The sequence below is a fragment of the Gammaproteobacteria bacterium genome, assembly GCA_024235095.1.
In the GTDB taxonomy this organism is placed as follows: domain Bacteria; phylum Pseudomonadota; class Gammaproteobacteria; order Competibacterales; family Competibacteraceae; genus UBA2383.
Map to the genome: position 1 here is coordinate 61202 of JACKNC010000003.1, position 25233 is coordinate 86434.

Sequence of the window (25233 nt, forward strand, 5' to 3'; positions counted from 1 at the left end):
CAAAAATGACTTACCGAGTGCATGCTTCATGTGGAAAGCGCTGATTCGTTTTTTCTGGCCAGAAAAAACTTCCAGTTCACAATCATCTCAGAAAAAAACAGCTTCTGTCTGGGAAGCGCCCCTTCAATTTGAACAGGAAGATCTGCAGGCTGTTGACCTGGATGTTGATGAGGCTTTTTTGAAACTCGTTCTGGGCGTTCATTTATTCCTGGATATCAGATTAAATTTGATTGAAAAAAGAACGCTGGAGCAGATTGATCTTTTATTAACTTCAGATGTTTTTGATGACCGAACGCTGCCTCGATTACCCGCCGTTGTTCCACAATTGTTAAGTTCATTAAAAAGCGATGATATATCCGGTAAGCATTTAGCTGACCAAATCAGTCGGGATCCGGTATTGGTTGGTGAAGTCATTCGATTGGCTAATAGCGCTTTTTATCAGACTGGCTCTAAAATCAATAGCCTGCAACGCGCGGTTGTTCTGCTGGGGCGGACGGGTTTGCAGCGCTTAATCGCTAACGTAGTTATGAAGCCAATTTTCAACGTCCATGAAGGACATTTTGGTCATCTCGCAGCGAATTACCTATGGTCCCAGTCGGAGCGTTGCGCTCATGCCTGCGCGTATTTGGCCAGAGGTCGTTTCGACGGTTTCGACGCTTATCTGGCGGGTATCGTCTGCAATATCGGGATGATTGTCATTCTACGCATCATGGATCATCTTCGGATAGGTCGTGAAACCCCGCGATCCATCGCTTTTTACGAAGCAGTGCTGCTGAAAACCAGACAGTTGTCGTCTCGAATTGCTGAAAATTGGCAATTTCCTTCCCCGGTGCTGAACGCTTTACAGGAATTAGCCATTTTGGATCAGAAACCGGATATGGCAAAATTGAGCGGCACGCTTTACGCCGCTAATCAACTGAGTCAATTACGGGTGCTCGTTGACGAAAATCGTCTGGATGACGATATTGATCAGCTAAATCGCCGATTGGGCGGACAATTGACTGAACATTGCGTGCGCTGTTTTTTTGAATTAAAGCGTCTATCGGAATTGCATAAAAACTAGGCTTTCAGCAGTTATTGCTGACTTCATCCACAATAATTGATCCGTCATAACTGACATAATGTCATCGCCAACAAACCATAACGAGGAGATGCGCGATGCGGGAAATTTACCATGCTCTGGTGCTGAACATGCACCAACCTCCTGGCAATCTTGAACATTTGCTTGAGGTCAATGATTGGGAAACCAAGGAAATTCTTTTTGCCTACGATCGCATGCCCCGGTCGCTATGGGCTTATCAGGACATTGCGCGCGTCCACCTGTCATTATCCGGGACGTTGCTGGAGACACTGTCTAACCCTGACTTTCAGAGCCGGGTTTACGGCATGGTGGATTGCGGCAAGTTGCTTTGGCATTTGCAAAACCAGAATCTCTTCGAAGTGCTCGGCACAGGTTATTATCATCCCGTGCTGGCGCTGATTCCTGAAGCCGATTGGGACGAGCAGATTGCCCGTTGGCAATCCATTGCCGGTCATTTACTTTGGCGAACTCGGTTCAATGGTTTCTGGCCGCCGGAAATGGGGTTTGACATGCGGCTGATCCCGCATTTGAAGAAAGCAGGCTATCGCTATGTCATGGTTGACTGCGAATATGTTGATCCCGTGGGCCAAATGAGTTGGCAGGAACTGCGCTATCGTCCGCATATCGCGGAATACGGTGGGGAACAAATTGTGATTGTAGTGCGCGACCGTGAATTATCGGATGCCCAGTTAGCCGGCATGGACTATGGCTGGTTTTATCACGAACTGCATGAACGCACCAAATGGTGTGATTTCCCGCCGTTGGTGGCCACCGCAACCGATGGCGACAATGGCGGCTGGTTCCGTAACGTCACCGAAAAGTCCAATTTCTGGACCTGGTTCTATCACCAGGCGATGGAGGAAATTCGCGCGGGCCATTCCAGCATGCGCCCGATTTTTATCACAGAGTACCTGGACCGATTTGGCGCGCATGGGCAGGTCACAGTGCGGCGCGGCGCCTGGAATACCGATGAGCACCATGGCTGGGATTTTCACCAATGGCAAGGTTCCTGGGCGCAGCGCGATACTCTGGTGCGCATTCATGACATCAGTCGGGAATATCACACGATGGTGAAGGCGGTCGCGCGGGCTAACGATCCTAATCCGGAGCTGGCGCGCGTGATGAACGAGGCGCACTGGCATTTATTGCGCGCGGAAACCAGCTGTAATTTGTACTGGGGCGAGGCCTGGATTCATAAATCCCATGCCGACCTGGACAATGTCGCCTGGCATTTGGGCGAAGCCAGGGCCATCCTGGGCGGGCGGTTAACCCTGCTTATGACTTCGGAGCCGCCCGCAGAGACTGAAGCATCACCGAAAACCCGGAAAGGCATTGACGTTGACAACGTACCTGACGACGTTCCCGAGGCTACGCCAGCAGATGAAACATCCACGCCTTCCGAAAAGGCCCAGACCGGCACAAAATAGCGTAATCCCATAGCGTCTGTCGTGGCGCAGGCTCTCAACCCGTGCTACGCATTTCATACTACATTTTGGAGATTCATCACATGCCACTGCTCGCCCTGCAAACTTCCATTTCCTTGTCCAGTCAGCAACGTCATGAACTGCTTGCGCCGCTCTCGCAAATCGTTGGTGAATGTATTGGCAAACCGGAACGCTACGTGATGATCACGATCGCCGAAGCAGCTATGCTAATGGGGGGCGTCGAAGGTCCAACTGCTTATGCTGATATCCGTAGCATCGGCGGTCTGAGCGGCGCAGTGAATCGCAAACTCTCTGAACGTGTCTCCAATCTGCTCAAGGAACGGCTGGGCATTCCACCGGATCGGGTTTATCTTGGCTTCACCAGCGTCAGCGCCGAGAATTGGGGCTGGAATGGCGGCACGTTTGGCTGAACCTTGATTCGTCTCTTTTCCTTACTATCCACAGGCTGTGTATGACTGCAAAAACTCTGATGAGCGCGGATTTGGTGGCGCTGAAATCCACCGATACGGTAGCCATTGCCGCTGAAGGTATCTTGCAACATCACCTGCGTCATCTGCCAGTGGTGGATGAACAGGGCCGTTATCTTGGCACCTTTGGCATTTATTCAGTGCTGCAACTGACTCTGCCGTCGGCGGTGCTCAAACACGGGTTGGACAACATCGCATTCGTTACCGAAACTGCGCATGATATGGCCCAGCGTCTGCGCAGGCGTCAGGATGAATTGGTGCGCAACTGGCTGATTCAGGACCCGGTGGTGTATCCCGACACGCCTGCTATGAAAGTGGTGCAATTGATTCTGCACGGCCACACCAGCGTACCGGTTGTCGATCGAGAAACCGGTCGGTTGGAAGGCATTATTTCTTCCTGGAATGTCCTGGAAATTCTGATGCGGGAGCGCGCCTGAATGCATGGGTCAGAAGGTGCTGTAACATCGGTGATTTTCGGCCTGAATCCCATGTGGACCGCCGCTATCCTGTTCGCCATCACCTACGTGGTGGTCATGACCGAGAAGATCAATCGCGCCATTGTTTCGCTGGCGGCAGCGGGCATGATGATCGTTCTTGGCATTCTCAATCAGGAATCAGCCATTCGCGGCGTTGACTTTAATACTATCGGCCTGCTGATCGGCATGATGGTGATCGTCGCCATTACCCGCCAATCCGGGGTGTTTCAATTCATGGCGATCTGGTCGGCCAAGAAGGTCAATGCCAATCCCTGGGGCATCCTGGTGATGATCGCGCTGGTGACGGCAGTGACCTCGGCGCTCCTCGACAACGTGACGACGGTGCTGCTGGTGGCGCCGGTGACCCTGTTGATCACCGAGGAGTTGAAAGTCAAACCGTATCCGTATCTATTTGCCATGATCTTCTCCTCGAATATCGGCGGCACCGCAACGCTGATCGGTGATCCGCCGAATATTATGATCGGCTCCGCCACTGGGCTGACCTTCAACGATTTTGCCTACAATCTGGCGCCGGTCATTTTCGTCATTATGGCGGCCACCCTGATCCCTATCTACTTACTGTGGGGCCGGCATCTCCAGGCTGCTCCGGAAGACCGTCAACGGGTGATGCAGTTCAATGAGCGCGAAGCGATTACTGATCCACGCCTGCTCAAGCAATGCCTGCTGATCATTGGTCTGGTGATTGCCGGCTTTGTCTTCGCCCGCTTCCTGGAGTTGGAAGCAGCTACCGTCGCCATGACTGGCGCGGCGTGGCTGTTGCTGTTGAGCAACTGGGGCCGTAACGCCGAACATCAAAGTAAGAAAGTCACTCGTGCTTTCAATGAAGTGGAGTGGATCACTATCTTCTTCTTTGTCGGCTTGTTCATCGTGGTGCATGGGGTAGACAGCACCGGTTTGCTTAGGCTGCTGGCCGATAAGATGCTGGCGGTGACCGGCGGCGACCGGAACACGACTTCGATGGTTATTCTCTGGTCTTCGGCTATCCTGTCGGCGATCATCGACAATATTCCCTTTGTCGCCACCATGATCCCGATGATCAAAGACATGGCCCCGACCTTTGGCGGACCGGATGGACTGATGCCGCTGTGGTGGTCGCTGTCGCTGGGCGCCTGTCTGGGCGGCAATGGCACCTTAATCGGAGCCAGCGCCAATCTGGTCGTCGCCGGTTTTGCCGAACGGGCCGGTCAACCGATTCGCTTCGTCCAGTACGCTTTGTTGGCGTTTCCGGTCATGCTGCTCTCGATCGCCATTAGTACGGTCTATCTGTACTGGCGGTATTTGTAATCAATAGGCATTGCCCCGCCTATTCGGCCCAGAACTAGCGAAGCTGTCATGCGCTGCCATAGGAGCCAGTCAGGTGCTGGCCAAGCCATTTAACCGTCAACAACTACTGGAAGCGGTCGAGACAGCGCTGAAGTAAAACCTTCAAGTCCCAAGTTCGGGAGCTATACCGAAAACCAGTCTGTTGATTGATTGACAAGAACGTAACTCGGATGGAGCGCAGCAGAATCCGGAAAAACCCGGATTTCGGCCTGACGGCCTGCACAGGCTACGAAGTTTTCATACAGCCTTTAGTCCTCTACAGCGGCCGGATCTTCGCCCAGCGCATCGCGCAGGCAAACAGTCAGCGTGTCCAGAGTGTAGGGCTTCTGCAAAAAGCCGCATAACCGTTTGCCAGCGAAACGCGGCGCAATTTCCGCTTCCGTGTAACCACTGGTCATCACCACCCGCACTCTCGGATTGGCCCGCCGCAATTGCCGGAACGCCTCCTCACCATCCATATAAGGCATCGTTAAATCAAGCAACACCAACACAATATCTTCACTCCGCGTCTCATACAGTTCCAGCGCCTCCTGACCGTCGGTAGCGATCAGCGTTTGAAATCCAATACGCTCCAACATTCGGGCGCCTAGCGACCGCACCGATTCCTCATCGTCCACCAACAAAACAGTGCCGACTCCCTTCCACTCGCCCGACTTCACGCTGGGTTGGACCACGGATGTCCGCTTTTCCTGAACGACGGGGAACAAAACCTTGAAAGTCGTTCCCCGTCCTGGCTCGCTATATACTCGCAGCGTCCCTCGATGGCCCCGCACAATACCGAGCACCGCCGAAAGACCGAGACCGCGCCCGGTAAATTTGGTGGTGAAAAACGGCTCGAAAATCCGGCGCTGGGTTTCATGGTCCATGCCACAGCCGGTATCGGAAATTTCCAGCCAGACATAGGTTCCCTCAGCGAGGTTTTCATCCAGATAGCCTTCGGCCAGATAATCATGGGCGCATTCCATGATGCCCGTTGAAACCGTGACTACGCCACTTCGTTCGCCGATTGCTTCCGAGGCGTTGATAACCAGATTCATGACCACCTGACGAATCTGACTGGGATCGCCCCGCATCGGCGGCAACGACTCTTTCAGGTTCAAATTCAGAATCGCCTTCTTGGAAATCGACGCCTTGAACAGCGAAATCATCTCGCCAATCAGATCGTCAAGCCGGATATTTTCAATAACAAAACGGCCCTTGCCCGAATAGGCCAGCATCTGCCGACACAGTTCGGCGGCGCGCAGCGAGGTTTTCTCAATTGCTTGCAAACTGTCTCTAGCTGGAGACAACTGAGGAAGTTCGTCCAGCGCCAGGCTCGCATTGCCCAGCACAATGGTCAGCAGATTATTAAAATCATGAGCGATGCCCCCTGCCAATACTCCCAGGCTCTCCAACTTCTGGGTTTGCTGCATCTGGCGCTCCAGTTGCAACCGCTTGTCTTCGGCCCATTTGCGTTCGGTAATATCGGTTACTGCTAGCAGCAACAATGGCGCCTTCGCTTCACGACGTCCCTCCAGCGGTGTACCAAATACCGCCGCCTCCATTTGCGCGTAAAAAGCGGGACCCTGCGCCCGCAGAATCAGCGCCTCCAGACTTTTGCCCGTGGGATTCCTGAACAAAGCCCGGTAACGCGCCAGGAACACGCCACGATCATCCCCCTCCATACATTCCGAGAAAGGATTACCAATAAGCTGGTTCCGGTGCTGACTGACCATCCGACAGAAAGTCTCGTTCACCTCATGCACCAGTCCTACATCGTCCAGCACCAGATAACCTACCGGCGCCCGGTGAAACAACAGGGAAAACTGATTGCGAGAGTGCTCCAGATCGGCCATGATGCGGCGCAACTCTTCATTCTGAATCTCGAGTTCGATTTGATGAACTTGGAGTTCATGGACCAGCCGGCGGGCATCCTCAACCGAAAGCTCCGGCATCTCCGACTGACGCTGGGCAGCACTAGCTTCCGCCTTTTCCCTGAGGATTCGCGCCCGGTCTTTCTCACCCTGGATCATAGCGTCTCTTCACCTTGTTGTTGACTAGCTGTTTCCGCATCCGGCTCCCGCGAATTCCGCAACTGACCACGGACCCGGGCCAGCTCATGTATGGCATCGACCATCTCGGTAATGTCATTGAAAGTGGTATAAACCTGAAAGGGTTTTTTCTCACAGGTCTTGAACAATGGAATTGCGCTAACGCGCAGCCAACGCGGCGGGTTCCGCTGAGGATTAAAAATTCCCATCAATACACCGGTGACAGCTTGGCCCGTTCGCAACGCCATCATGGACGGATGCTGATCGCTGGGAAATTTCGAGCCATCCTCGCGAATTGCCTGCCAACGCGGATCTGCCGAGGTCCGGCCATTCATTTCATCAACGGTCAAACCCAGAATATTGACTGCCGCTGGATTCGCCGAGATGATCTCACCCTCCAGATTTTGATACACCACACCTTCGGCTATGGTGTTGAAAAGCTGCTGATACCGCTCTTCGCTAATGCGGACCTGTTCTGCTGCGCGTTTACGGCTGGACAAATCTAGTACGGTAAAAGTTGTCCCCGCATCGGGATTCCCTGGATTTACGAGCGATGAACTGAGCAATACCGGGAGTAGACCGCCATCCTTGCGCCGCCACTCCGTCTCTACCGCATTCACGCCATGTTCACGGATCTGAGTGTGCTTTCCATGACCTACAGATTCAAATTCCTCATTGGAGGGATAAAGCAGGCGAGAATTTTGACCGACCAGCTCCTCACGCGCATAACCCATCATCCGGCACATCTGGTCATTGACTTCCACGAAGATCCGGTCGACCACTCGGCCAATACCGATTGATGCAGCGCGATACAGGCTGGATAACCGACTCTCAGTATCCAAAAGGGCGCTTTGTATGGTTTTGAGCAACCCAATATCGATGAAAGTCAACACAATTCCTGACACAGCGCCAATCCCTACCTGGTAGGGCAGAACGCGCATCAAAAACCAAGCCCCATCCTGTGTGCGTACTTCCCGCTCCTGCTCGGCGGCGCTACGAACCACTTCGTCAATGAGTTCAAAAAGATTCAGCCCGTCCAAATTATACATGAGGTGATTCACCGGACGCCCCAGATCACTGTCCAGGATCCTGAAAATGCGACGAATCTCCGGGGTAAAACGACGCACGGTCAAGTTTTCGTCCAAGAATAGCGTACCGATTCGAGTGCTGGCCATCAAGTTGTCCAGATCATTGTTCAGCTCGGTCAGCTCAATAATCTTGCTTTGATATTCAGCATTAACCGTATGCAGCTCTTCATTGACCGATTGCAACTCTTCATTGGTGCTTTGCAATTCCTCGTTGCTGGCCAACAGCTCCTCATTGGTTGCCTGTAATTCTTCATTGGAGGTTTCCAGTTCCTCAATCGTAGCTTGCAGGTTCTCGCGAGAAAATTGAAGTTCCTGCTCCAGATCGTGAATACGCTGTTCAGCTTCCTCGGTGACGTTGTAAACCTGCATTTCACCCGAAGCCGTCTCCTTGAATTGTTGGGTCGTTTCCTCGATGAACACCGCCGCCAACAGGTCCTGGCCCTTTTTGCCAGGCAGGGGCCGGATGCGAATTTGCACAGTCCTGGGTTCATTATTCCACTTTAACCGGACGCTGGTGTACTTCAGTTCTTCGCCGGTCTTGAATACTTTTTGCAAACCAGTCGCCAGCGGGATGGCCAGCTCCCGCACCGCAATTTTAGTGATATCATTGATCATCTTCCCGGAGGACAATCCAAAGTAGCCTTCCGGATTACCCAGAATATGCAACACTTCCAATTGCTCATTCACCACGACGGCCAAGGGCACATAGTCGCCGGCCAGCAATTGCAGAAAGCGATCAAGCATACGCTCCTCATCCTGACCGCGTGGCCATGGACCATTTGGGAAGCGCGGGCGATTTTGCCAGGAGCGGACTTCGGGGACTGACAAAAACTCCGGGCCGCCTGCCGGACGACGCTTGCCCCTGGACGCATAAATTTTGTACTTCTGGTGCAGCGTTTCATAGAGGTCGGAGACCTCACCGGTGGTCTCACTGCTGCCCAACAGCAAAATGCCCTGCGGATTCAGGGAAAAGCTCATTAACTCCAGCGCCTTGCGCTGCAAGACGGGTTGCAGGTAGATCAACAGGTTGCGGCAGCTAACCAGCTCAATGTTGGTAAAAGGCGGGTCCTTGATCAGATTGTGCTGGGCAAACACCACCATCTCGCGGATCGAACGGTCAATCTGATAATGTTCTTCCCGGCGATGAAAATACTTGGTCAGCAATTTCGACGACAGATCGGCGGCGATGCTCTCGGGATACAAGCCGTTACTAGCGCGCAAAATCGCGTCGCGGTCGATGTCGGTCGCGAAAATTTTGATGTCGACCTGCCTGCCAATGCGCTCCATGACCTCGCGGCTTGACATCGCCAGCGAATAGGCTTCCTCGCCGGTCGAGCAACCCGCGATCCAGAAGCGAACTTCACGACCAGCAACGCGCTCGAAGAGCGCCGGGAGATGATTTTCCTCAAGCTCCTCGAAGACCTCGTGATCGCGGAAAAAGCTGGTCACGCCGATCAACAGTTCGCGATAAAGCGTCGTGACCTCGCCGGAGTAACTTTCCATGAACTTTACATAATCGCGCAAGTCATGGATTTGATTAACCGTCATGCGCCGCTCAATGCGCCGGATGACCGTGCTGGGCTTGTAGAAGGTAAAGTCTACCCGGGTTCGTTCGCGCAACAGAGCAAAAATGCGCGTCAGACGGTCTTCATCGGATAGCAGCGTTTGCGGACGGTCTACCTTGGCAGCGTAGGGATGGCGGACAAACGACGTCAACTTGGCAGGCATTTCGTCAGGCGGCAGGATAAAATCCGTCAAGCCGGTGGAAATCGCCGCTCGTGGCATCCCGTCAAATTTAGCGGATTCTTCGCTCTGCACCATGACCATGCCGCCAGCTTCCTTGATGGCCCGGATGCCGCGCACGCCATCGCTACCGGTGCCGGACAGAATGACGCCAATGGCCTTTTCGGCCTGATCATCAGCCAACGAGCGCAGGAACACATCGATGGGCAAATTCAGCCCCCGGGAATGGTCGGACTCGCTCAACAACAGCTTGCCGTGAAAAATCGACAAATTCTTTTTGGGAGGAATCAGGTAGACCGAGTTGACTTCGACCAGCATTCCTTCTTCAGCGCGGCGAACCGGCATGGCGGTGCGCTTGGACAGCAACTCCACCATCATGCTTTTATAATCCGGGGAAAGATGCTGGATAACGATAAACGCCATGCCGCTTTCCGCGGGCATTTGCGAGAAGAATGATTCCAGCGCCTCCAGACCACCCGCCGACGCGCCGACGCCCACATAATAAATCAGGTTGGAGCCATCGGCATCGGACTGGGAAAGAGTGTGATCTTGCATAGTGTTTATTCGTTTCGATCCGCGCCTGTGGGCAGACAACAGACGACTCAATTTAGTAACGCGAAAGGGTCATAATGGCTCCAGGAGTCATTTATCGCTCATCGCCGTTCAACTTCGCTGCTATCCTACTGCTTTATTCGCTTGATGTGAAAGAAACCTGGAACCTGGAACATGACGATCCATCATCTCGATGCGCTTTTTAAACCGGATGCCATCGCCCTGATTTGCGGAGAGGGCGACCGTGAAGTGATGATCGCCCGCAATTTGATGAAGGGCGGTTTCAAAGGGCCGGTGATGCCGGTGGACGCTACGCGCTGGGCGCTGGAAGGCGCCCTGACTTATCCCGATATCGCCAGTCTGCCGGCGCCTCCGGCGCTGGCGATCATTACTCAGCCATTGCAACAGGCGCCGGGGTTGATCGAGCAGTTAGGCGCGCGCGGCGCGCGCGCGGTGTTGTTGATTAGCGACCAGCGCAGCGTAATCGCCAGCGAACGCAAGAGGCTGTCCCAGGCCATGTTGAACGCCGCCAAGCCCTATGGACTTCGCATACTGGGGCCGGGTTCCCATGGGTTCAACGTACCACTCTCCCAATTAAATGTCAGCCTGAGCCATCAACCGCTGTTGCCGGGTGAAATCGCGTTTATCACGGAATCGGATACCATCGGTCAGACCGCTCTGGATATTGGCAATCATTACGGGTTTGGTTTCAGCTACTTGATTCATCTGGGCGATAGCCTCGATGTCGATCTTGCCGATCTGCTTGACTATCTGGCCGGCGATTATCGAACCCGAGCGATCCTGCTGTACCTGGAGCAAATTCGCGATGCGCGCAAGTTCATGTCAGCGGCGCGCCGCGCCGCGCGCCTAAAGCCGGTGATCGTGTTAAAGCCGCGCCGCTATCCCGAGGAGCCGGATGACGCGGTTTATGCCGCCGCCTTTCGCCGTGCGGGTCTGCTGCGGGTCGAGGACAGCGATGAACTCCTGCAAATGGTTGAGGTGCTGAAAGCCGCCAAACAAGTGAATAACGATCGGTTAGCCATCGTTAGCAACAGCTCCAGCATGAGTTTGCTGGCCACTGACACTTTGTACCGTTTTGACGGACGGCTGGCCCAACTTTCCGAGGTCACGCAGCAAGGTCTGGAAGCATTAATCGAATCTAGCGCTTTGCCCAATCCAGTGGACCTGGGCGATCAGGCCACCGTTCAGGCTTATCAGCAGGCGCTGGATTTACTCTTGGCTGATCCCGGAGTCGATGGAATACTGGCTATCAAAACGCCCAGCGCGTTCAGTGAGACCGCACCATTGGCCGAGGTATTGATTGAATGCCTCAGCCATAGCCGTTGTTGTCTGATCGCCAGCTTTCCAGGTCCGCAGACGGGAGAACAAGCGCGTAGGGTGTTGCTGAAACGGCAGGTTCCGACCTATGAGACCGCCAGCGCCGCCGTGCAGGCTTTCATGCGCATTGTTCAGTACAAGCGCAATCAGGCGCTCCTGATGGAAACGCCGCCTTCCCTGCCCGAGGCGTTCGCTCCTGACATCAGCGCGGCGCGGGCCATCATCCATCGGGCGCTGGCCGAGGGGAGGCGGCGGCTCGACGAATGCGAGGCGGCGCAATTGTTGAAAGCCTATGGCATCCCTATGGTAGACACGCGGTTGGCGCACACTCCAGAAGAAGCGGCGGAAATCGCCGCACTGCTGACCCCACCGGTTTTTCTGAAGATCTTCTCCCCGGATATTCCGCACAAATCGCTAGTGGGAGGAATGACTGGCTATCTCAACACGCCTGGGGTGGTGCGGGACGCTGCGATCGCCATGCTGGATCGGTTGCGCCAAGCTGCGCCGACGGCGCGCTTCGGTGGATTTGTACTACAACCCATGGTCGCGCGTGATGGCGCCTATGAGTTAACCCTGGGGGTGCGTTCAGGGGAGCGTTTTGGTCCGGTGATTTTCTTTGGCCAAGGCGGCGCCGAGGTCGCGGCGATCGACGATCTGGCCTATGGCCTGCCGCCGCTTAACATGCATCTAGCCCGCGAGATCATGGCGCAAACCCGGATTTACCAGCGATTGCGCTACAGTTTGTTGCGTCGCGCTAATCTTAATGCGTTGGCGCTGGCGCTGGTCAAACTCTCGCAGATGGTCATCGATCTGGGGGAGCTGGCGACCTTAGACATTAACCCCCTGTGGAGCAACGCGCAGGGGATTATGGCGCTGGACGTGCGAGTCGACGTCGCGCCAGCGGGTGGCGATCCGGCGCAACGTCTGGCGATCCGCCCTTATCCCAAGGAATTGGAGGAAACGGTTTGTCTGCCGGATGGACAGGAACTGTTGTTGCGTCCAGTATTGCCCGAGGATGAGCCTGCTCTGCAAGCGCTAGTTGCGCGAGCTTCACCCGAAGATTTGCGACGGCGTTTCTTTCAACCGATTCGTGAACTCAGCCATGAGATGGCGGCAACCCTGACGCAGATCGACTACCATCGGGAAATGGCGCTGGTTGCGGTGGGTCCAGGGTTGCCCGGTAAGGCGGAAATCCACGGCATTGTTAATCTCAGCACCGACCCGAATCAGGATCGGGCGGAATACTCAATTATTGTTGATCGAATAATGATCGGCCTGGGATTGGGCAATCGCCTGATGCGGCGGATTATCAGCTACGCCCGGGCGCGCGGCATTAGCGAGATTTATGGCGAGGTATTGCAGGAGAACAAACCGATGTTGCAACTGAATCGGGCGCTGGGTTTTGCGATTCGCTCTGACCCTGATGATCCGGGTCTAAAGCATGTTATTCTGAAACTCCACGAAGTCGGAATGTCCGCAGGCTGAGTAACATGAGCGAAAAACGTTTGCTGGTCGTCGACGACGAACCTGAATTTGGCGAGCTGGTGGCTCGAGTGGCGACTGATTTGGGTTACGAAACCCGGGTGACAACGAACGGTCGGGATTTCCAGAACGCCTTTCACGAACTGCAGCCCACTCTGGTTGTGCTGGACATGGTGATGCCCGAGATGGATGGCAATGAACTGGTGCTCTGGTTAATGGAACAACGTTATGCCGCCGATTTGATCATCATCACCGGCTATAGTCCCGAGTACGCCAAGGATGCTCGATTGTTAGCCGAATTCAAGGGCTTACATTCGGTGACTACCCTGACCAAGCCGATTCGGTTGGCCAGACTGCGGGAAGCGCTGGGAGGCTAGCTGGAAAGGGGGATCAAGCTGTATTGTATGATGCATTCATGCGCCCTCTCCCCCAGTCAAGAGGGAGAGGGTTAGGGAGAAGGGGGCGAATGTCAGCCCGTCTCGACCGTCGTCTGATCAAAGAAGGCTTCCACCGGCTTGCCAACCGTGCCGCCTTTAGTGTCCTGTTGCTCGTAATGCACGGTCACCTTGGCGTAGGCAAAGCTGACATTACTGATCGGCTCATCCTCGCCGCCGCTGCCGGACCAGTCCACATGCTCGACCAGGCAGTTGTCGAAGGTGTAAATCTCGAAGGGTTTCTGCACCGCGCCCTTGGCCCCAACGTTCTTGGTCAGATGCACGATGATTTTATCGATGTGCTGACCCGCAACCATGAACCCGAACAGTTGTGGAGTGGCCTTCTCACGCCGCATCATGACGTTGAAAGAACTAACCGATGTGCGTCCCGAGGACAAGCCAGTCGAACCTGAACTGACCGTGGACGGATTCGCTGCGCCAAAGCTGTAGCTATACAGCTTGATCCATTTTTCATAGCCCTTGGCCGTGCTTTCGCCCTCAATACCATTCGAGACCTGCATATATGAATCATAAGACATGTCATTCACCTCATGTTGGTTGTTCATCATGCGGCGCGGATAAGCTAACCGTGTCGCCAGTTTCAAACCGAGTTAGCCATCAATTCCCTTGTCTCTCTGAACATTGGGTTTAATCGCGCTCTTGATTTGATCTTTGCACAGCCTGTGCCATTTATATAAGTTATTTATTTTTAAATTTTTTTTAAAATCCAGGTTTTAGATACGGCTGGTCAGTTTGACCCAAGCCCATTCATTGTGAGCCACTGGTGGGTTAGCCAAGATCGGACCGGTGTGACAAAAAACCCGGTTTATGATCGAATATCCAGGCTCCAGAGTCGTCCTGGCGTCCTTGAACCGTATCCATGATCCGATCGCTTGCAACTTGGTGAACCCCCTATGAAGACCATGATGAACCGCTTGTCGCCCGCTCCGATCGCCATTCTGAGCTTGGCTGTTGCCATTCTTGTGCCTGCCGCATCTGCTTTTTCCCAGCCGGTTCCCCTGGGAGCGCCGGTCATGCGGGTTGATCAATGTGGCGACAAGGGATGGTGCTATGTCACGGTCTATCCTGACGGCAGCCGTGAAGCCCGGGCCAATCCGGTTACAGATATTTCCTATCCCCCGGCAGGCGTTTCCGCGAAGTTTGTAATCGGTGACCAGCAAACCGGCGTGGAAATCAACGAAGCAGACTTGCTAGGGGTGCTCAACAGCCAGCGGCTGATGATCCAGAATAATCCTTGAGTTCATAAAGAACTCGTCGGGGAATGGCCAGCGCTGCAGTCAACCCTGGCGATTCGAGTCCGAACAGATTGACCAGTCCGGCCACCCCGTGCGCGGCGGGTCCCTGAATCATGAAATCGCCGGCGGGTTCCGTGGGGCCAGTAATTTTAGGGCGAACCCCGGTATAGCCAGGTTGCAACGCGCTGTCGGGCAAATCAGGATAGTAGCGGCGGATCGCCTGGTAAAACTTGCTCTCCAGTCCCGGCTCGAATTTGTCATCCGGGGTCGTGGGCCAACTGCTGACGTCGGGACCGAATTTGCATTGTCCCCCGAGATCGAGGGTAACGTGAATGCCCAGACCCGCGCGATCGGGCATCGGGTAAACCAGATGCTGGAAGGGATGGCGCCCGCTCATCGTAAAGTAGTGGCCCTTGGCGTAAAACGTGGGTGGAATCCGGTCGGCGGGAAATCCGTCCAGGCGGCGCGCCATATCCTGGGCAAATAGCCCAGCCGCATTCACCACCCCCTGACACAACAATTCAAACGGCTCATCGCCCCCGATGCGCAGGATGATGCCTTGCGGGGTGAGGCGTCCACTGATCACCGGCGTGCAGGTGACCAATGTTGCGCCCGCCCGTTCGGCGTCCCCGAGCAACGCCAGCATCAGGCCGTAGCTGTCGATGATGCCGGTCGAGGGAGAGTACAAACCGGCGATCGCGCGCACGGCGGGTTCCAGTTTATGAATTTCCGCAATCGTCAGCGGTTCCAGCGGGACGTTATTGGCTGCCGACCGTTCCGCGTAACGGGCCAGTTCAGGCAATTCTGCCTCATCGCAAGCAACCAGCAGTTTGCCGATGCGGCGGTGGGCGATGCCGCGCGCTGCGCAATAGCGATAGAGCCTTTCCTTTCCTTCCACGCATAGCTGCGCTTTCAGCGAACCGGGCGGATAATAGATGCCAGCGTGGATCACCTCGGAATTGCGCGAGGAGGTTTGCGTTCCAAAGCGCTCGCGCGCTTCCAAAATCAACACTTCATGACCCGTCAGGGCCAATTCCCGGGCAGTGGCCAAGCCAATGACGCCCGCGCCGATTACGACGGTATCGATGGATTCCATAACGCGAACTCACTCGTTGGTTTCGATAGGGTATTTAACCATCCTATCAAGCGTCTGGCTGAAGACTCCATCAATCTATCGCCAGTTCGGGTCGATCCGGCCATCGACAATGCCAATACGCCGGTCAGCGGCGCTGGCGAAGGTGAGATCATGCGTGACAGCGACCACGGTTTTGCCCATCCGCCGGGTTAGGTCATGCAAAATCTGCTGCACGTTCGCCGAGGCGTGACTATCCAGATTACCGGTAGGTTCGTCGGCCAGAATGATCGGGGGATCATTGGCCAGCGCCCGGGCGATGGCGACGCGCTGACGCTGACCGCCAGAAAGCTGATGAGGATGTTTGTGAGCGTGGTCGCGCAAGCCGAACTGATCCAGGAGATGTTCAGCCTGACGCCGGGTCGCTGCCTCACCAAACACGCCCAAGCGGCGCATCGGCAAACACACGTTCTCCGCCACAGTAAATTCGGCCAGCAGGAAATGGAACTGGAACACGAAGCCCAACCGGCGCAATCGGGTGTCCGCCAACTGGTCTTCTCCATAACCGGAAGTATCCTGTCCATCCAGCAGCACCCGGCCCGAGGTAGGCGTATCCAGCAGGCCCAGCAGATACAGCAATGAGGATTTGCCGGAACCGGATGGCCCCATGATGGCCAGGAATTCGCCGCGCTGAACCTCCAGGTCAATGTCCCGCACCAAAGTCACTGCGATTTCGCCCGGCAGGATGCGCCCAAGTCGTTCCGCCGCCAGTACAGCATGTCCCGCGCCCTCGGTGGAAGAGTTAGGGGTGAGAGGGAAATTCACGCCATGCCCCGCAAAATCGTCACGGGTTGCACTCGTCCTGCTTTGCGCGCCGGTAGATAAGCCGCACCCACCGCCGACACCAGCGCGAAACTGGCCGCCAACAGATACTGCTCCCAACCCCAATAGATCGGCAGGTGAACGATCTCGGTCGCGCCCGGCGGCTTAATCTCAACCTGCGCCAACAGCCACATCAGCCCGATGCCTAGCGTCACTCCCATCAGGCTACCGAGTGCGCCGAGAATGACGCCCTCCGCCAGAAAAATCTGGCGGATATCGCGGGCGTGAAAACCCATCGATTTGAGAATGGCGATATCCTGGGTTTTCTCCATCACAATCGTGGAAATGGTGTTGTAAATGCCAAACGACGCTACAACCAGGATCGCCGACACCACGCTGTACATGATCAGATTGCGCACTAGCAACACGCTCATTAAATCTTCGGTCGCTTCCTGCCAGGACAGCGCCTTATAACCGATCCGCCGCTCGATCACCGCCGCAACCTCGCGCGCGGCGTAGGGATCGTCCAATTGAAGAATCAGCCGGTTGACGCGATTGGCCCGATCCAGCAGGCTCTGCGCCCGTTTCAGCAATACAAAGGTCTGCGACTCATCGTAATTGGCGTTACCTGTGCGGAAAATACCGGCGACTTTCAGCGTGCGCACTTCGCCGGCTGGTGAGGAAGCATTGACCACGCTACCCATTTCCAAACCGAACTTTTTAGCCAGACCATCACCGATGACCACACCGTTCGGATTGGCGGCCAGTGTATCCAGGGAGCCGTGAATCAGCTTATCCTCGATGGTCGATACTTCCTTCATTTTCTCCGGAATAACGCCGTTCAGGGTGACGCCCTCGATGCGTCCGGCGAAGGTCAACACCACTGATCCCACCAGCACCGGTGCGGCGCGCAGCCCCGGTAAGGACTCAATGAAGGCAAGCTTTTGGCCATGGCCGCGAATGCCGCGTACTTCGGTCAAGGGCTTGACTCGCAGTACTTCAACCGCGCCATCGGGCCATTGCTGACGCGCCGGTTGTTCCTGGGGTTTGCGGTACTCATCGGAAACCGTGATATGCGGATTGTTGTCGATCAGTCGCTTGATGAAATCACGCTCAGAACCGCGCATCAGCGAAGAGACCGCTAGAAAGAACGCCACCCCGAGGGCGATACCGGTTAACGAAACCAGGGTAGGCCGGCGACGGCTGATCAGCTGTGTCACAGCAATGGCGAGTTGGACAGACATAGTATTGCCAAGGCAAAAGAAGTAGCGCTCCAATCGTCTTGAATTGATGGGTAAAGGCGCTTGAGTTTAATGCGCGAATCGGGCGTGGTGAAGCGCCGGTTGATATAGAGGCATCAGGTATCAGAAACGGAAACAGAGAGTTGCTTCCGAAATTGTCCGATTTCCATCTAAAAAGGTAATAATGCAGAAAAATCCATACGAAGAAAACAATGCAAACTATCGATGGATAATGGTTAACATTAATACCATAATATAAGCAGCCCTCTCCATCGATCCCTAACCGAACGCCGACATTTTGCAACCGGAGAAAGACCGAATGAAAAGATATCGCAGCCTCAACGACGATGTCGAGCGCATCGTCATACTGAAACACGGTTCAGGTGGGATTCGCAAGGTCATCGACGCCCGCGATAACCCGCCAATCTACGCCAGCGACAGCAACATCAAGGCGCGGATTATTCGCCGCGACCGGCATGGCGTCTTGCAAATCGATGAAGTCTTTGGGCGTCGAAGCAAAAAACAGTCACGCTTCCTGCGTCCACTGGAAAAAATCATTCGCAAAGGCGTGAAACGAAACGTCCGGGTCATGCAACGATACCTGAATCTGCATGAGCGCTCCAACCGCAAGAAGAGAAATGGATGGATGCGCGATTACATTCGCAATATATCCAAGGCTCGTCGCAAATAAAGAAGTGCCCTTAACTCATCCATCGTGGAGAACTAAAAATGACTCTCAATTCCAATGGCAATGAATCAGCCCAGGCAAATGTGACTGGAAAACATGGTGCGGACGATCGTATGGGCGACATCTGCGTTCTGGATATGGGCAAACACGCCCGCAAGCGAATCAAGCAATTACGGCGCGGCAAGGGCAAACTGATGTATAAAGTCGAGCAGGCGATTGAGGACTTGCGGGAAGATGGCGTTCTGTCGTCGACGGCTCAAACGGTCATTGTCGTGGTGCGTGAAGAGGCTGGATTGTCGGGTCTTTTCGATTAACCCAGGGACGGTGCGGAACCGTGACGGCTCAAGCCGTCGCACCGATGCGAATCTAAGGAGATTTGGATGAACCAGCGCCGCGCCGTTGAGTGGATTGCCCTGCTGTTCATTGGGATGATCAGCGTCGCTTCTGCGGCGGCTGTCGCCGACGATGCGATGCCCGCTGCATCATCAGCGAAACCGGTGCCGGTGCAGGTTGCAGCGGTCGAAACCGCAACCATGATCGAAACCGCCAGTTTCATTGGTTCACTGGTTCCTTGGCGCAAGGCCGAGATTGGTTCGGCCAACCTGGGAAATATCACCAAGGTTTACATCACCCAGGGACAGAAGGTTGCGCAAAACGATCCGCTGTTCCTGCTCGATGACCGTGTGGCCAAGGCGGACCTGGAGTCAGCGCAAGCACAACTGCAAAACGTTGAACGGAATCTCAAACGCTCGCAAGAGTTGTGGCAAACTAAATCGATTTCACGGTCGCAACTGGACCAAGCCTCTACCGATTATGTAACGGCTCAGGCCAACCTGAATTCCGCTCAGACCAAGCTTGACCTGCTGACCCTGCGCGCGCCATTCACTGGCGTGGCGGGAATCATCAAATTCGACGTAGGCGCTTTCGCGATACCGGGGCAAACACTGGTGTCGCTGGAAGATAACTCCAAGCTGTATGTCGATTTCCAAGTCCCCCAGCGATTCTTGCCGCGGCTACAGATTAACCAACCATTCACGTTCACCTCGGACGCCCTCGGTCAACAGCGGATCAAGGGCCAGATCAGCTTTATCGATCCCAGCGTCGAAGGCAAAACCCGCTCGATCACGGTTCGTGGCTTAGCGCTGAACCCCGATGGCAAATTGGCCGGTGACTTAGGAGTGCGCGTCGATTTGCAAATGGCGGTGCATAACAATGCCTTAATAGTTCCGGCGTCAGCCTTGATTCCCACGCTGGAGGGAAATCAGGTTTATCGGGTTGTCGACCATAGGGCGCAGCGCGTACCTGTAAAAGTGGGCATGACCAGCGACGGTCGCGCTGAAATTCTCCAAGGCGTGCAAGCCGGTGATTCCATTGTCACCGTCGGCCAGTTTGCACTGGAAGACGGCATGGCGGTCACCGTAACCGGCGGGGCGCGCTGATGTTTCTGCGCGACTTCTGCATCCAGCGTCCGGTTTTTGCCATCGTTATTAACCTGTTCCTGCTGGTGGGTGGGTTTTATGCAATTTTTACCTTGCCGGTTCGCAACCTGCCGCAATTCGATATACCAGTGGTCGTCGTGACCACCACCCTGCCGGGCGGCAGCGCCGAATTGATTGAGCGTTCGGTCACGACGCCTATCGAACAGGCGATTTCCCAGGTTGACGGCATCGATTACATCGCTTCGACCAGTTCGGCCAACTTGTCATCGATTCAAATGGTGTTCAAGGGCAATGTCGATCCCGCTCTGGCGGCGAACGATGTCCGCGCCAAGATCAACCAGGTCCAGCAACAACTGCCCGTCAACGCACAACCACCGGTGGTGCAGCAGATCAGCATCGATAGTCAGCCCATCCTCTACTTGTCGTTCCGCGATCCCAACCGCAGCGCGCTGGAAATTACCGATCTGATCAATCGCCGCATTCGCCCGATGCTGTCGCTGGCCCCAGGTGTGGCCAGCCTGCAAATCAGTGGCGAGCGGAAATATTCCCTGCGGGTGCGCCTCGACCGGTTCCGATTGGCCAACAACAATCTGACGGTCGATGAGGTCATGCAGGCTTTGCGGGCGCAGAACGTCGATCTGCCGGGTGGGGAGATCATCGGCGATGACCGTCGCATCAGCGTACTGGCCCGCACTCTGCTGAGCCGCCCTGCGGAATTTGCTGAACTGGTGGTGCATTCCGGGGGAGATAGCGCCGCGCAGCCGAGTCTGTTCGGGACCGGTTCACAGCAAGGAGCCAGTTATCCGATCCGCTTGCGCGATGTCGCCGACATTGAAGTCGCTCCCGAATCCATCGACACCGGGGTGCGCATTGATGGCGCTGAAGCGGTTGCCGTGGGCATTGTGCGCCAGAGCGACGCCAATCCAGTCGATATTTCGCGCGCGGTTCGGAACATGCTGCCCCAATTGCGCCAGGTGTTGCCCGCGGGCATGAGCATGGAAATTCCCTACGATCAGGCCACGTTCATCGATGCCTCGATTCGGGAAGTCTTTGACACCCTGATCATCACCATTGGGCTGGTGGTGCTGGTGGTGCTGGTCACGCTGGTTTCATTGCGCTCCTCGTTTATCGCACTGGTGGCGATTCCCTTATCGCTGGGCGGCGGTTTGGCCTTCCTGGCGACGGCGGGCTACAGCCTGAATGTGTTTACCTTGCTAGCCTTCGTCCTGGTCATTGGTCTGGTGGTGGATGACGCCATCGTTGAAGTCGAAAATATTCAGCGCCATGTCGACGCCGGAATGGACACGCTCATCGCCGGCTTCAAGGGCAGCCGGGAAATCGGTTTCGCTGTCATCGCCATGACCCTCACGCTGGCCGCAGTCTATGCGCCGATTGGCCTGTTGCCCGGCATGATCGGCTCGCTGTTCCGGGAGTTTGCCTTTACCCTGGCGATGACCCTGATTTTCTCCGGCTTCGTCGCGATGACTCTGTCATCGATGCTGTGCTCGCGTATGCTGCGCCCACAGTCCGATAACTGGATGACGCGGGGGGTTGATGGATTCTTCCGAAATCTGGGCGCGGGGTACCGGCGAGCGCTGACCTTCAGCCTGGGCCATCGCTGGTTGGTCGCCCTGATTGCGATAGGCGCGGTCGCTTGGGGCTTCATCGCTCTGTCGAAGTTGCCGGGCGAGCTGGCGCCGTTTGAGGATCAGGGGTACTTGTTGATCATGTTCACGGGGCCGCAGGACGCCTCGCCGGATTACATGAATGCCCGCGCCGCCGATATTGAGCAGGTATTGACGACAGTTCCAGAGCGGCAAATGGTGATGTCGCTGACCGGCATTCCTACCCTCTACCAAGGGGTTGTCTTCATGCTGCTGAAACCTTGGGAGCAGCGCCAGCGCACCGCCGCGCAGATTCAGGCCGGTCTGGAGGCGGGACTGGCCGGGGTTGCCGGAGTGCGGGTGGCGGCGATCAATCCTGATCCCCTGGGCGGAGGGGGCCAGTATCCTATTCAGTTTGTCCTGAAATCGACATTGGAGTATGCACAACTCGATCAGGCGATTCAGCCCTTCCTGGCCGAGATCCGCCAACATCCCGGCTTGCGAGCGATCAGCACCGATCTCAATCTCAATACCCCGGTGGATAATATCGAGATTAACCGTGACCAGGCGGCGGACCTGGGGGTCCAGATGCAGGCCATCGCGGATGTGCTGGGCAAGCTGATGGGGCAACAGCAAATCAATCAATTCAACTGGCAGGGTACACTGTACCCGGTGATGATGGAGTTGCACACGAACGAAGGGACGGAGGAAACTGCGCAGCTTGAACAGGTTTACCTGCGCACCGCCGCCGGAGACATCGCGCCGCTCAGCAGTTTTGCGACGATCCACCGCGATGTCGGGGCCGCATCATTGAGTCATTTCAACCAGTTGCGTTCTGCGACGGTTAGCGCTGATCTGGCACCGGGTCAAAGTTTGGCTGCGACCGCCAAGGATATCGAGGCGATTGCGGCACGAACCTTGCCGGCTACGGTTCAGACTGACTGGAGCGGCTCGGTGCGGCAGATGAGCCAGGCCAGCGCCTTGATGGGCCTGGTGTTTGTGCTGGCGTTCGCTTTCATTTACCTGACCCTGGCGGCGCAATTTGAAAGTTTCCGCGATCCGGTCATTATCCTGTCGGTCGCGCCGCTGTCGATTGCCGGCGCGGGTCTGGCGCTAACCTTCAGCGGCGGAACGCTGAACCTGTATTCAGGGATCGGTTTTATCACCCTGATCGGCCTGATCGCCAAGCACGGCATCCTGATCACTGAGTTCACTAACCAACTCCGCGAGGCGGGCCAGGCCAAGCAGGACGCCCTGGTTGAAGCCGCCACCATCCGCTTGCGCCCAATTCTGATGACCACCGCAGCGATGGTGTTGGGCGCTCTGCCATTGATGCTGGCGAGCGGCGCAGGTTCGGTGAGCCGCCGGGATATTGGCTGGGTGATTGGCGGCGGCATGTTGTTTGGCACGCTGTTATCGTTGTTCGTGATCCCTACGGTTTATTCCTGGCTATCGCGCAAAGAACGACCGATCATCCCGCCGATTCCTCCCAACCTTTGAAGCAGGATCGAAAATCGATGCAACAGGTTCAGCAAAACCCGCTGAAGGAAGCGTTGAGTTATCTGTGGTGGTTTTACACGCCGTTTCGCGCCAAATCCGTTTCTGACATCTATGAATTGATATCGACCAACGCCTACAGTGGCGATGGGCTTTATCTCAATCTCGGTTACTGGAAGGAAGCGGATAATATCGACGACGCCTGTCGGGCCATGGCGCGATTGTGTGCGGATCAGGCCCGGTTAAGCGACCATGATGAATTGCTCGATGTCGGCTTCGGCTTCGCCGACCAGGATATGTACTGGATGGAGCATTATGGCCCCCGGCGCATCGTGGGGCTGAACATCACTCATTCCCAGGTTGAATTGGCGCGGCAACGAGTCGCCGAGCGCGGGATGAGTGATCGCATCGAACTGCTGGAAGCCTCGGCGACCGACATGCCTTTGGAGAACGAAACCTTCGATAAAGTGATCGGCCTGGAATGCGCTTTTCACTTTAATACCCGCGAGCGTTTCTTTGCCGAGGCCCGGCGCGTTTTGCGACCCGGAGGACGCTTGGTGCTGACGGATGTAATTCGCATGAAGCCGATGGAAGGCGCTTGGCAACGTTTGATCCAGCGGAGTAACTGGAATTTCTTTAGCAAGAAATATGTGGTTCCCGAAGAAAACGCCGATACCCAGGATACCTATGCGGAAAAATTGCAGCACGCCGGCTTTGTCAATATTCGAGTCGAATCCATCCGCGAACAGGTTTATCCACAATTGCATCACTATATGGCTACCGATCCGGAGATGTTGAAACGCTTCCACTTTCTGGCGCGGCTGCCCTACTATCTGGCGCTGCGCTTCGACGCCAGCAAGGTCTATATCGCCTACGATTACGTGCTGGTTTCCGCGGAGAAACCGGCTTGATCCATCCATCTCAGGGATATTCTGCGGGGTTCGACCTGAATGATCCGGACACGCAGCGCGATCCTTATCCGAGCTATCGCTGGCTACGGGAACATGCGCCCGTCTACCGGATTCCAGGCGCGCCGATGTGGGTGTTGTCCCGGTATGAAGATATTTCGCGGGTGCTGCGCGATCATCGCACTTTCTCCTCCAATATGGGGATCGATATCCCGATTATGTCGCTGGTGATGAAGGATCCGCCGGATCATGAACGCCTGCGTAAATCCCTGGGTCGCGCTTTCACCCCACGCCAAATCCAGCACCTGGCGCCGCGTATTGAAATGATTGCCGAAACATTGGCGGCGGAGCTGGATGAACGCAGCGAATTCATCAGCGCGTTTGCCGATCCGCTGCCGATCACGGTGATTTGCGAAATGCTGGGCGTGCCGACCGAACAGCGCGCCGCCATGAAGCAATGGTCGCGGGACGCACTGTTAGCCAGCTTTGCCGCTAAGGGGTTTGGAACGCCTGAACAGTTGGCCCGCGCGACCCGTGGTCTTGAGGCATTGCTGGCTTACCTGGATCAGGTCGTCGACGCTCATCAGGCGCAACCCCGAGATAATCTCATCAGTGCGCTGATTGCAGTGCAGAGGGAAGGACTGCTCAGCCGCGATGAAGTGCGTTATTTCTGCTGCTTACTGTTGATCGCCGGGCACGAAACAACTGGTAATCTACTGGGCAGCGGCATGGCGATTTTGGCGGAAAATACCGAACTCTGGACCCAGATCAAGACGCAACCGGAGCAAATTCCCGGCTTCGTTGAAGAGACTGTCCGCACTCGTCCGCCCTTGCAACGAATCGTGCGCCGTACAACCTGCGCTGTCGAAATCGCTGGCGTTCAACTACCGGCTAATGCGTTATTGATGTTGTTGCCCGGCTCTGCGAACCGGGATGCCGATCAATGGTCGGCGCCTGATGAGTTTGCCCTTGACCGGGATCACGGTGGCCATTTGGGATTTGGCGCGGGGATTCACTACTGCCTTGGCGCCCCTTTGGCCCGGCTGGAAGGCCGGATTGCTTTTGAAGTGTTGTTGCGTCGTTTCCGTGCGATCCGCTTGGACCCTGAGCAACCATCGATGCCGATTATGGGGTTTGCTTCGGGAAGTTTAGGTTGGGAAACCTTGCCGCTTTGCCTTGAGCGGGGGTAATCCATACATGATCTGAGAGACTGTACTAAAAATAAG

General features: G+C 55.5%; 20 protein-coding genes. 14 read left to right on the forward strand and 6 right to left on the reverse strand.

The window, feature by feature from the left end; all coding sequences use genetic code 11:
- The first annotated feature begins 28 nt into the window (after positions 1–28).
- The 5 genes from H6973_17275 (at position 29) to H6973_17295 (ending at position 4774) form a co-directional block, all read left to right on the forward strand.
- Entirely contained in the window at positions 29–1063 is a 1035-nt protein-coding gene (locus H6973_17275; protein MCP5127326.1) for an HDOD domain-containing protein, read from the forward strand.
- A 95-nt stretch (positions 1064–1158) separates the two neighbouring features.
- A complete protein-coding gene (locus H6973_17280; GenBank protein MCP5127327.1) occupies positions 1159–2508 on the forward strand; it encodes a glycoside hydrolase family 57 in 1350 nt (449 codons plus the stop codon).
- 80 nt (positions 2509–2588) lie between these two features.
- Positions 2589–2936 carry a hypothetical protein gene (locus H6973_17285; protein MCP5127328.1) on the forward strand — a complete coding sequence of 116 codons (348 nt, stop codon included), beginning with the start codon at positions 2589–2591 and terminating at the stop codon, positions 2934–2936.
- A 59-nt stretch (positions 2937–2995) separates the two neighbouring features.
- On the forward strand, positions 2996–3430 hold the full coding sequence (locus H6973_17290) for a CBS domain-containing protein (protein MCP5127329.1): 435 nt from the start codon (positions 2996–2998) through the stop codon (positions 3428–3430).
- Positions 3431–4774: an ArsB/NhaD family transporter gene (locus H6973_17295; protein MCP5127330.1), complete on the forward strand. Its 1344-nt coding sequence runs from the start codon at positions 3431–3433 to the stop codon at positions 4772–4774. It abuts the gene before it with no gap.
- A 287-nt stretch (positions 4775–5061) separates the two neighbouring features.
- Here H6973_17295 and H6973_17300 read toward each other — a convergent pair whose 3' ends face one another.
- Together H6973_17300 and H6973_17305 are read right to left on the reverse strand one after the other, a co-directional pair.
- Entirely contained in the window at positions 5062–6825 is a 1764-nt protein-coding gene (locus H6973_17300; GenBank protein MCP5127331.1) for a response regulator, read from the reverse strand.
- Positions 6822–10229, reverse strand: coding sequence for a PAS domain S-box protein (locus tag H6973_17305; protein MCP5127332.1), 3408 nt, complete (start codon positions 10227–10229; stop codon positions 6822–6824). Before H6973_17305 ends, H6973_17300 begins: the two co-directional genes overlap by 4 nt.
- Before the next feature lie 171 nt (positions 10230–10400).
- On the opposite strand from H6973_17305, the gene H6973_17310 reads away from it, so the two are divergent.
- Positions 10401–13049 carry a bifunctional acetate--CoA ligase family protein/GNAT family N-acetyltransferase gene (locus H6973_17310; GenBank protein MCP5127333.1) on the forward strand — a complete coding sequence of 883 codons (2649 nt, stop codon included), beginning with the start codon at positions 10401–10403 and terminating at the stop codon, positions 13047–13049.
- 5 nt (positions 13050–13054) lie between these two features.
- Positions 13055–13423, forward strand: a complete 369-nt coding sequence (locus H6973_17315) for a response regulator (protein ID MCP5127334.1) — start codon at positions 13055–13057, stop codon at positions 13421–13423.
- 92 nt (positions 13424–13515) lie between these two features.
- Here H6973_17315 and H6973_17320 read toward each other — a convergent pair whose 3' ends face one another.
- Positions 13516–14019, reverse strand: a complete 504-nt coding sequence (locus H6973_17320; protein ID MCP5127335.1) for a type VI secretion system tube protein Hcp — start codon at positions 14017–14019, stop codon at positions 13516–13518.
- Positions 14020–14394: 375 nt separating this feature from the next.
- On the opposite strand from H6973_17320, the gene H6973_17325 reads away from it, so the two are divergent.
- Positions 14395–14739: a hypothetical protein gene (locus H6973_17325; protein MCP5127336.1), complete on the forward strand. Its 345-nt coding sequence runs from the start codon at positions 14395–14397 to the stop codon at positions 14737–14739.
- Here H6973_17325 and H6973_17330 read toward each other — a convergent pair.
- From H6973_17330 to H6973_17340, 3 genes are all read right to left on the reverse strand, one after another.
- Positions 14702–15832, reverse strand: coding sequence for an NAD(P)/FAD-dependent oxidoreductase (locus H6973_17330; GenBank protein ID MCP5127337.1), 1131 nt, complete (start codon positions 15830–15832; stop codon positions 14702–14704). The two genes, H6973_17325 and H6973_17330, sit on opposite strands and share 38 nt — an antisense overlap.
- 75 nt (positions 15833–15907) lie before the next feature.
- Positions 15908–16633 carry an ABC transporter ATP-binding protein gene (locus H6973_17335; GenBank protein MCP5127338.1) on the reverse strand — a complete coding sequence of 242 codons (726 nt, stop codon included), beginning with the start codon at positions 16631–16633 and terminating at the stop codon, positions 15908–15910.
- The gene (locus tag H6973_17340; GenBank protein MCP5127339.1) at positions 16630–17874 is read right to left on the reverse strand and encodes an ABC transporter permease; all 1245 of its coding nucleotides are present in this window, start codon (positions 17872–17874) and stop codon (positions 16630–16632) included. The genes H6973_17335 and H6973_17340 overlap by 4 nt, the downstream gene beginning before the upstream one ends.
- A gap of 316 nt (positions 17875–18190) precedes the next feature.
- On the opposite strand from H6973_17340, the gene H6973_17345 reads away from it, so the two are divergent.
- The 6 genes from H6973_17345 (at position 18191) to H6973_17370 (ending at position 25197) form a co-directional block, all read left to right on the forward strand.
- Positions 18191–18562, forward strand: a complete 372-nt coding sequence (locus H6973_17345) for a hypothetical protein (GenBank protein ID MCP5127340.1) — start codon at positions 18191–18193, stop codon at positions 18560–18562.
- 38 nt (positions 18563–18600) lie between these two features.
- Entirely contained in the window at positions 18601–18873 is a 273-nt protein-coding gene (locus tag H6973_17350; protein ID MCP5127341.1) for a hypothetical protein, read from the forward strand.
- Between the two features lie 66 nt (positions 18874–18939).
- Positions 18940–19998 (forward strand): efflux RND transporter periplasmic adaptor subunit, encoded by a 1059-nt coding sequence (locus tag H6973_17355; protein MCP5127342.1) that lies wholly within the window; start codon positions 18940–18942, stop codon positions 19996–19998.
- A complete protein-coding gene (locus H6973_17360) occupies positions 19998–23102 on the forward strand; it encodes an efflux RND transporter permease subunit (GenBank protein MCP5127343.1) in 3105 nt (1034 codons plus the stop codon). Before H6973_17355 ends, H6973_17360 begins: the two co-directional genes overlap by 1 nt.
- Before the next feature lie 17 nt (positions 23103–23119).
- On the forward strand, positions 23120–24010 hold the full coding sequence (locus H6973_17365) for a class I SAM-dependent methyltransferase (GenBank protein ID MCP5127344.1): 891 nt from the start codon (positions 23120–23122) through the stop codon (positions 24008–24010).
- Complete coding sequence (locus tag H6973_17370) at positions 24007–25197, forward strand: cytochrome P450 (GenBank protein ID MCP5127345.1); 1191 nt, start codon at positions 24007–24009, stop codon at positions 25195–25197. The genes H6973_17365 and H6973_17370 overlap by 4 nt, the downstream gene beginning before the upstream one ends.
- The last annotated feature ends 36 nt before the right edge of the window (positions 25198–25233 follow it).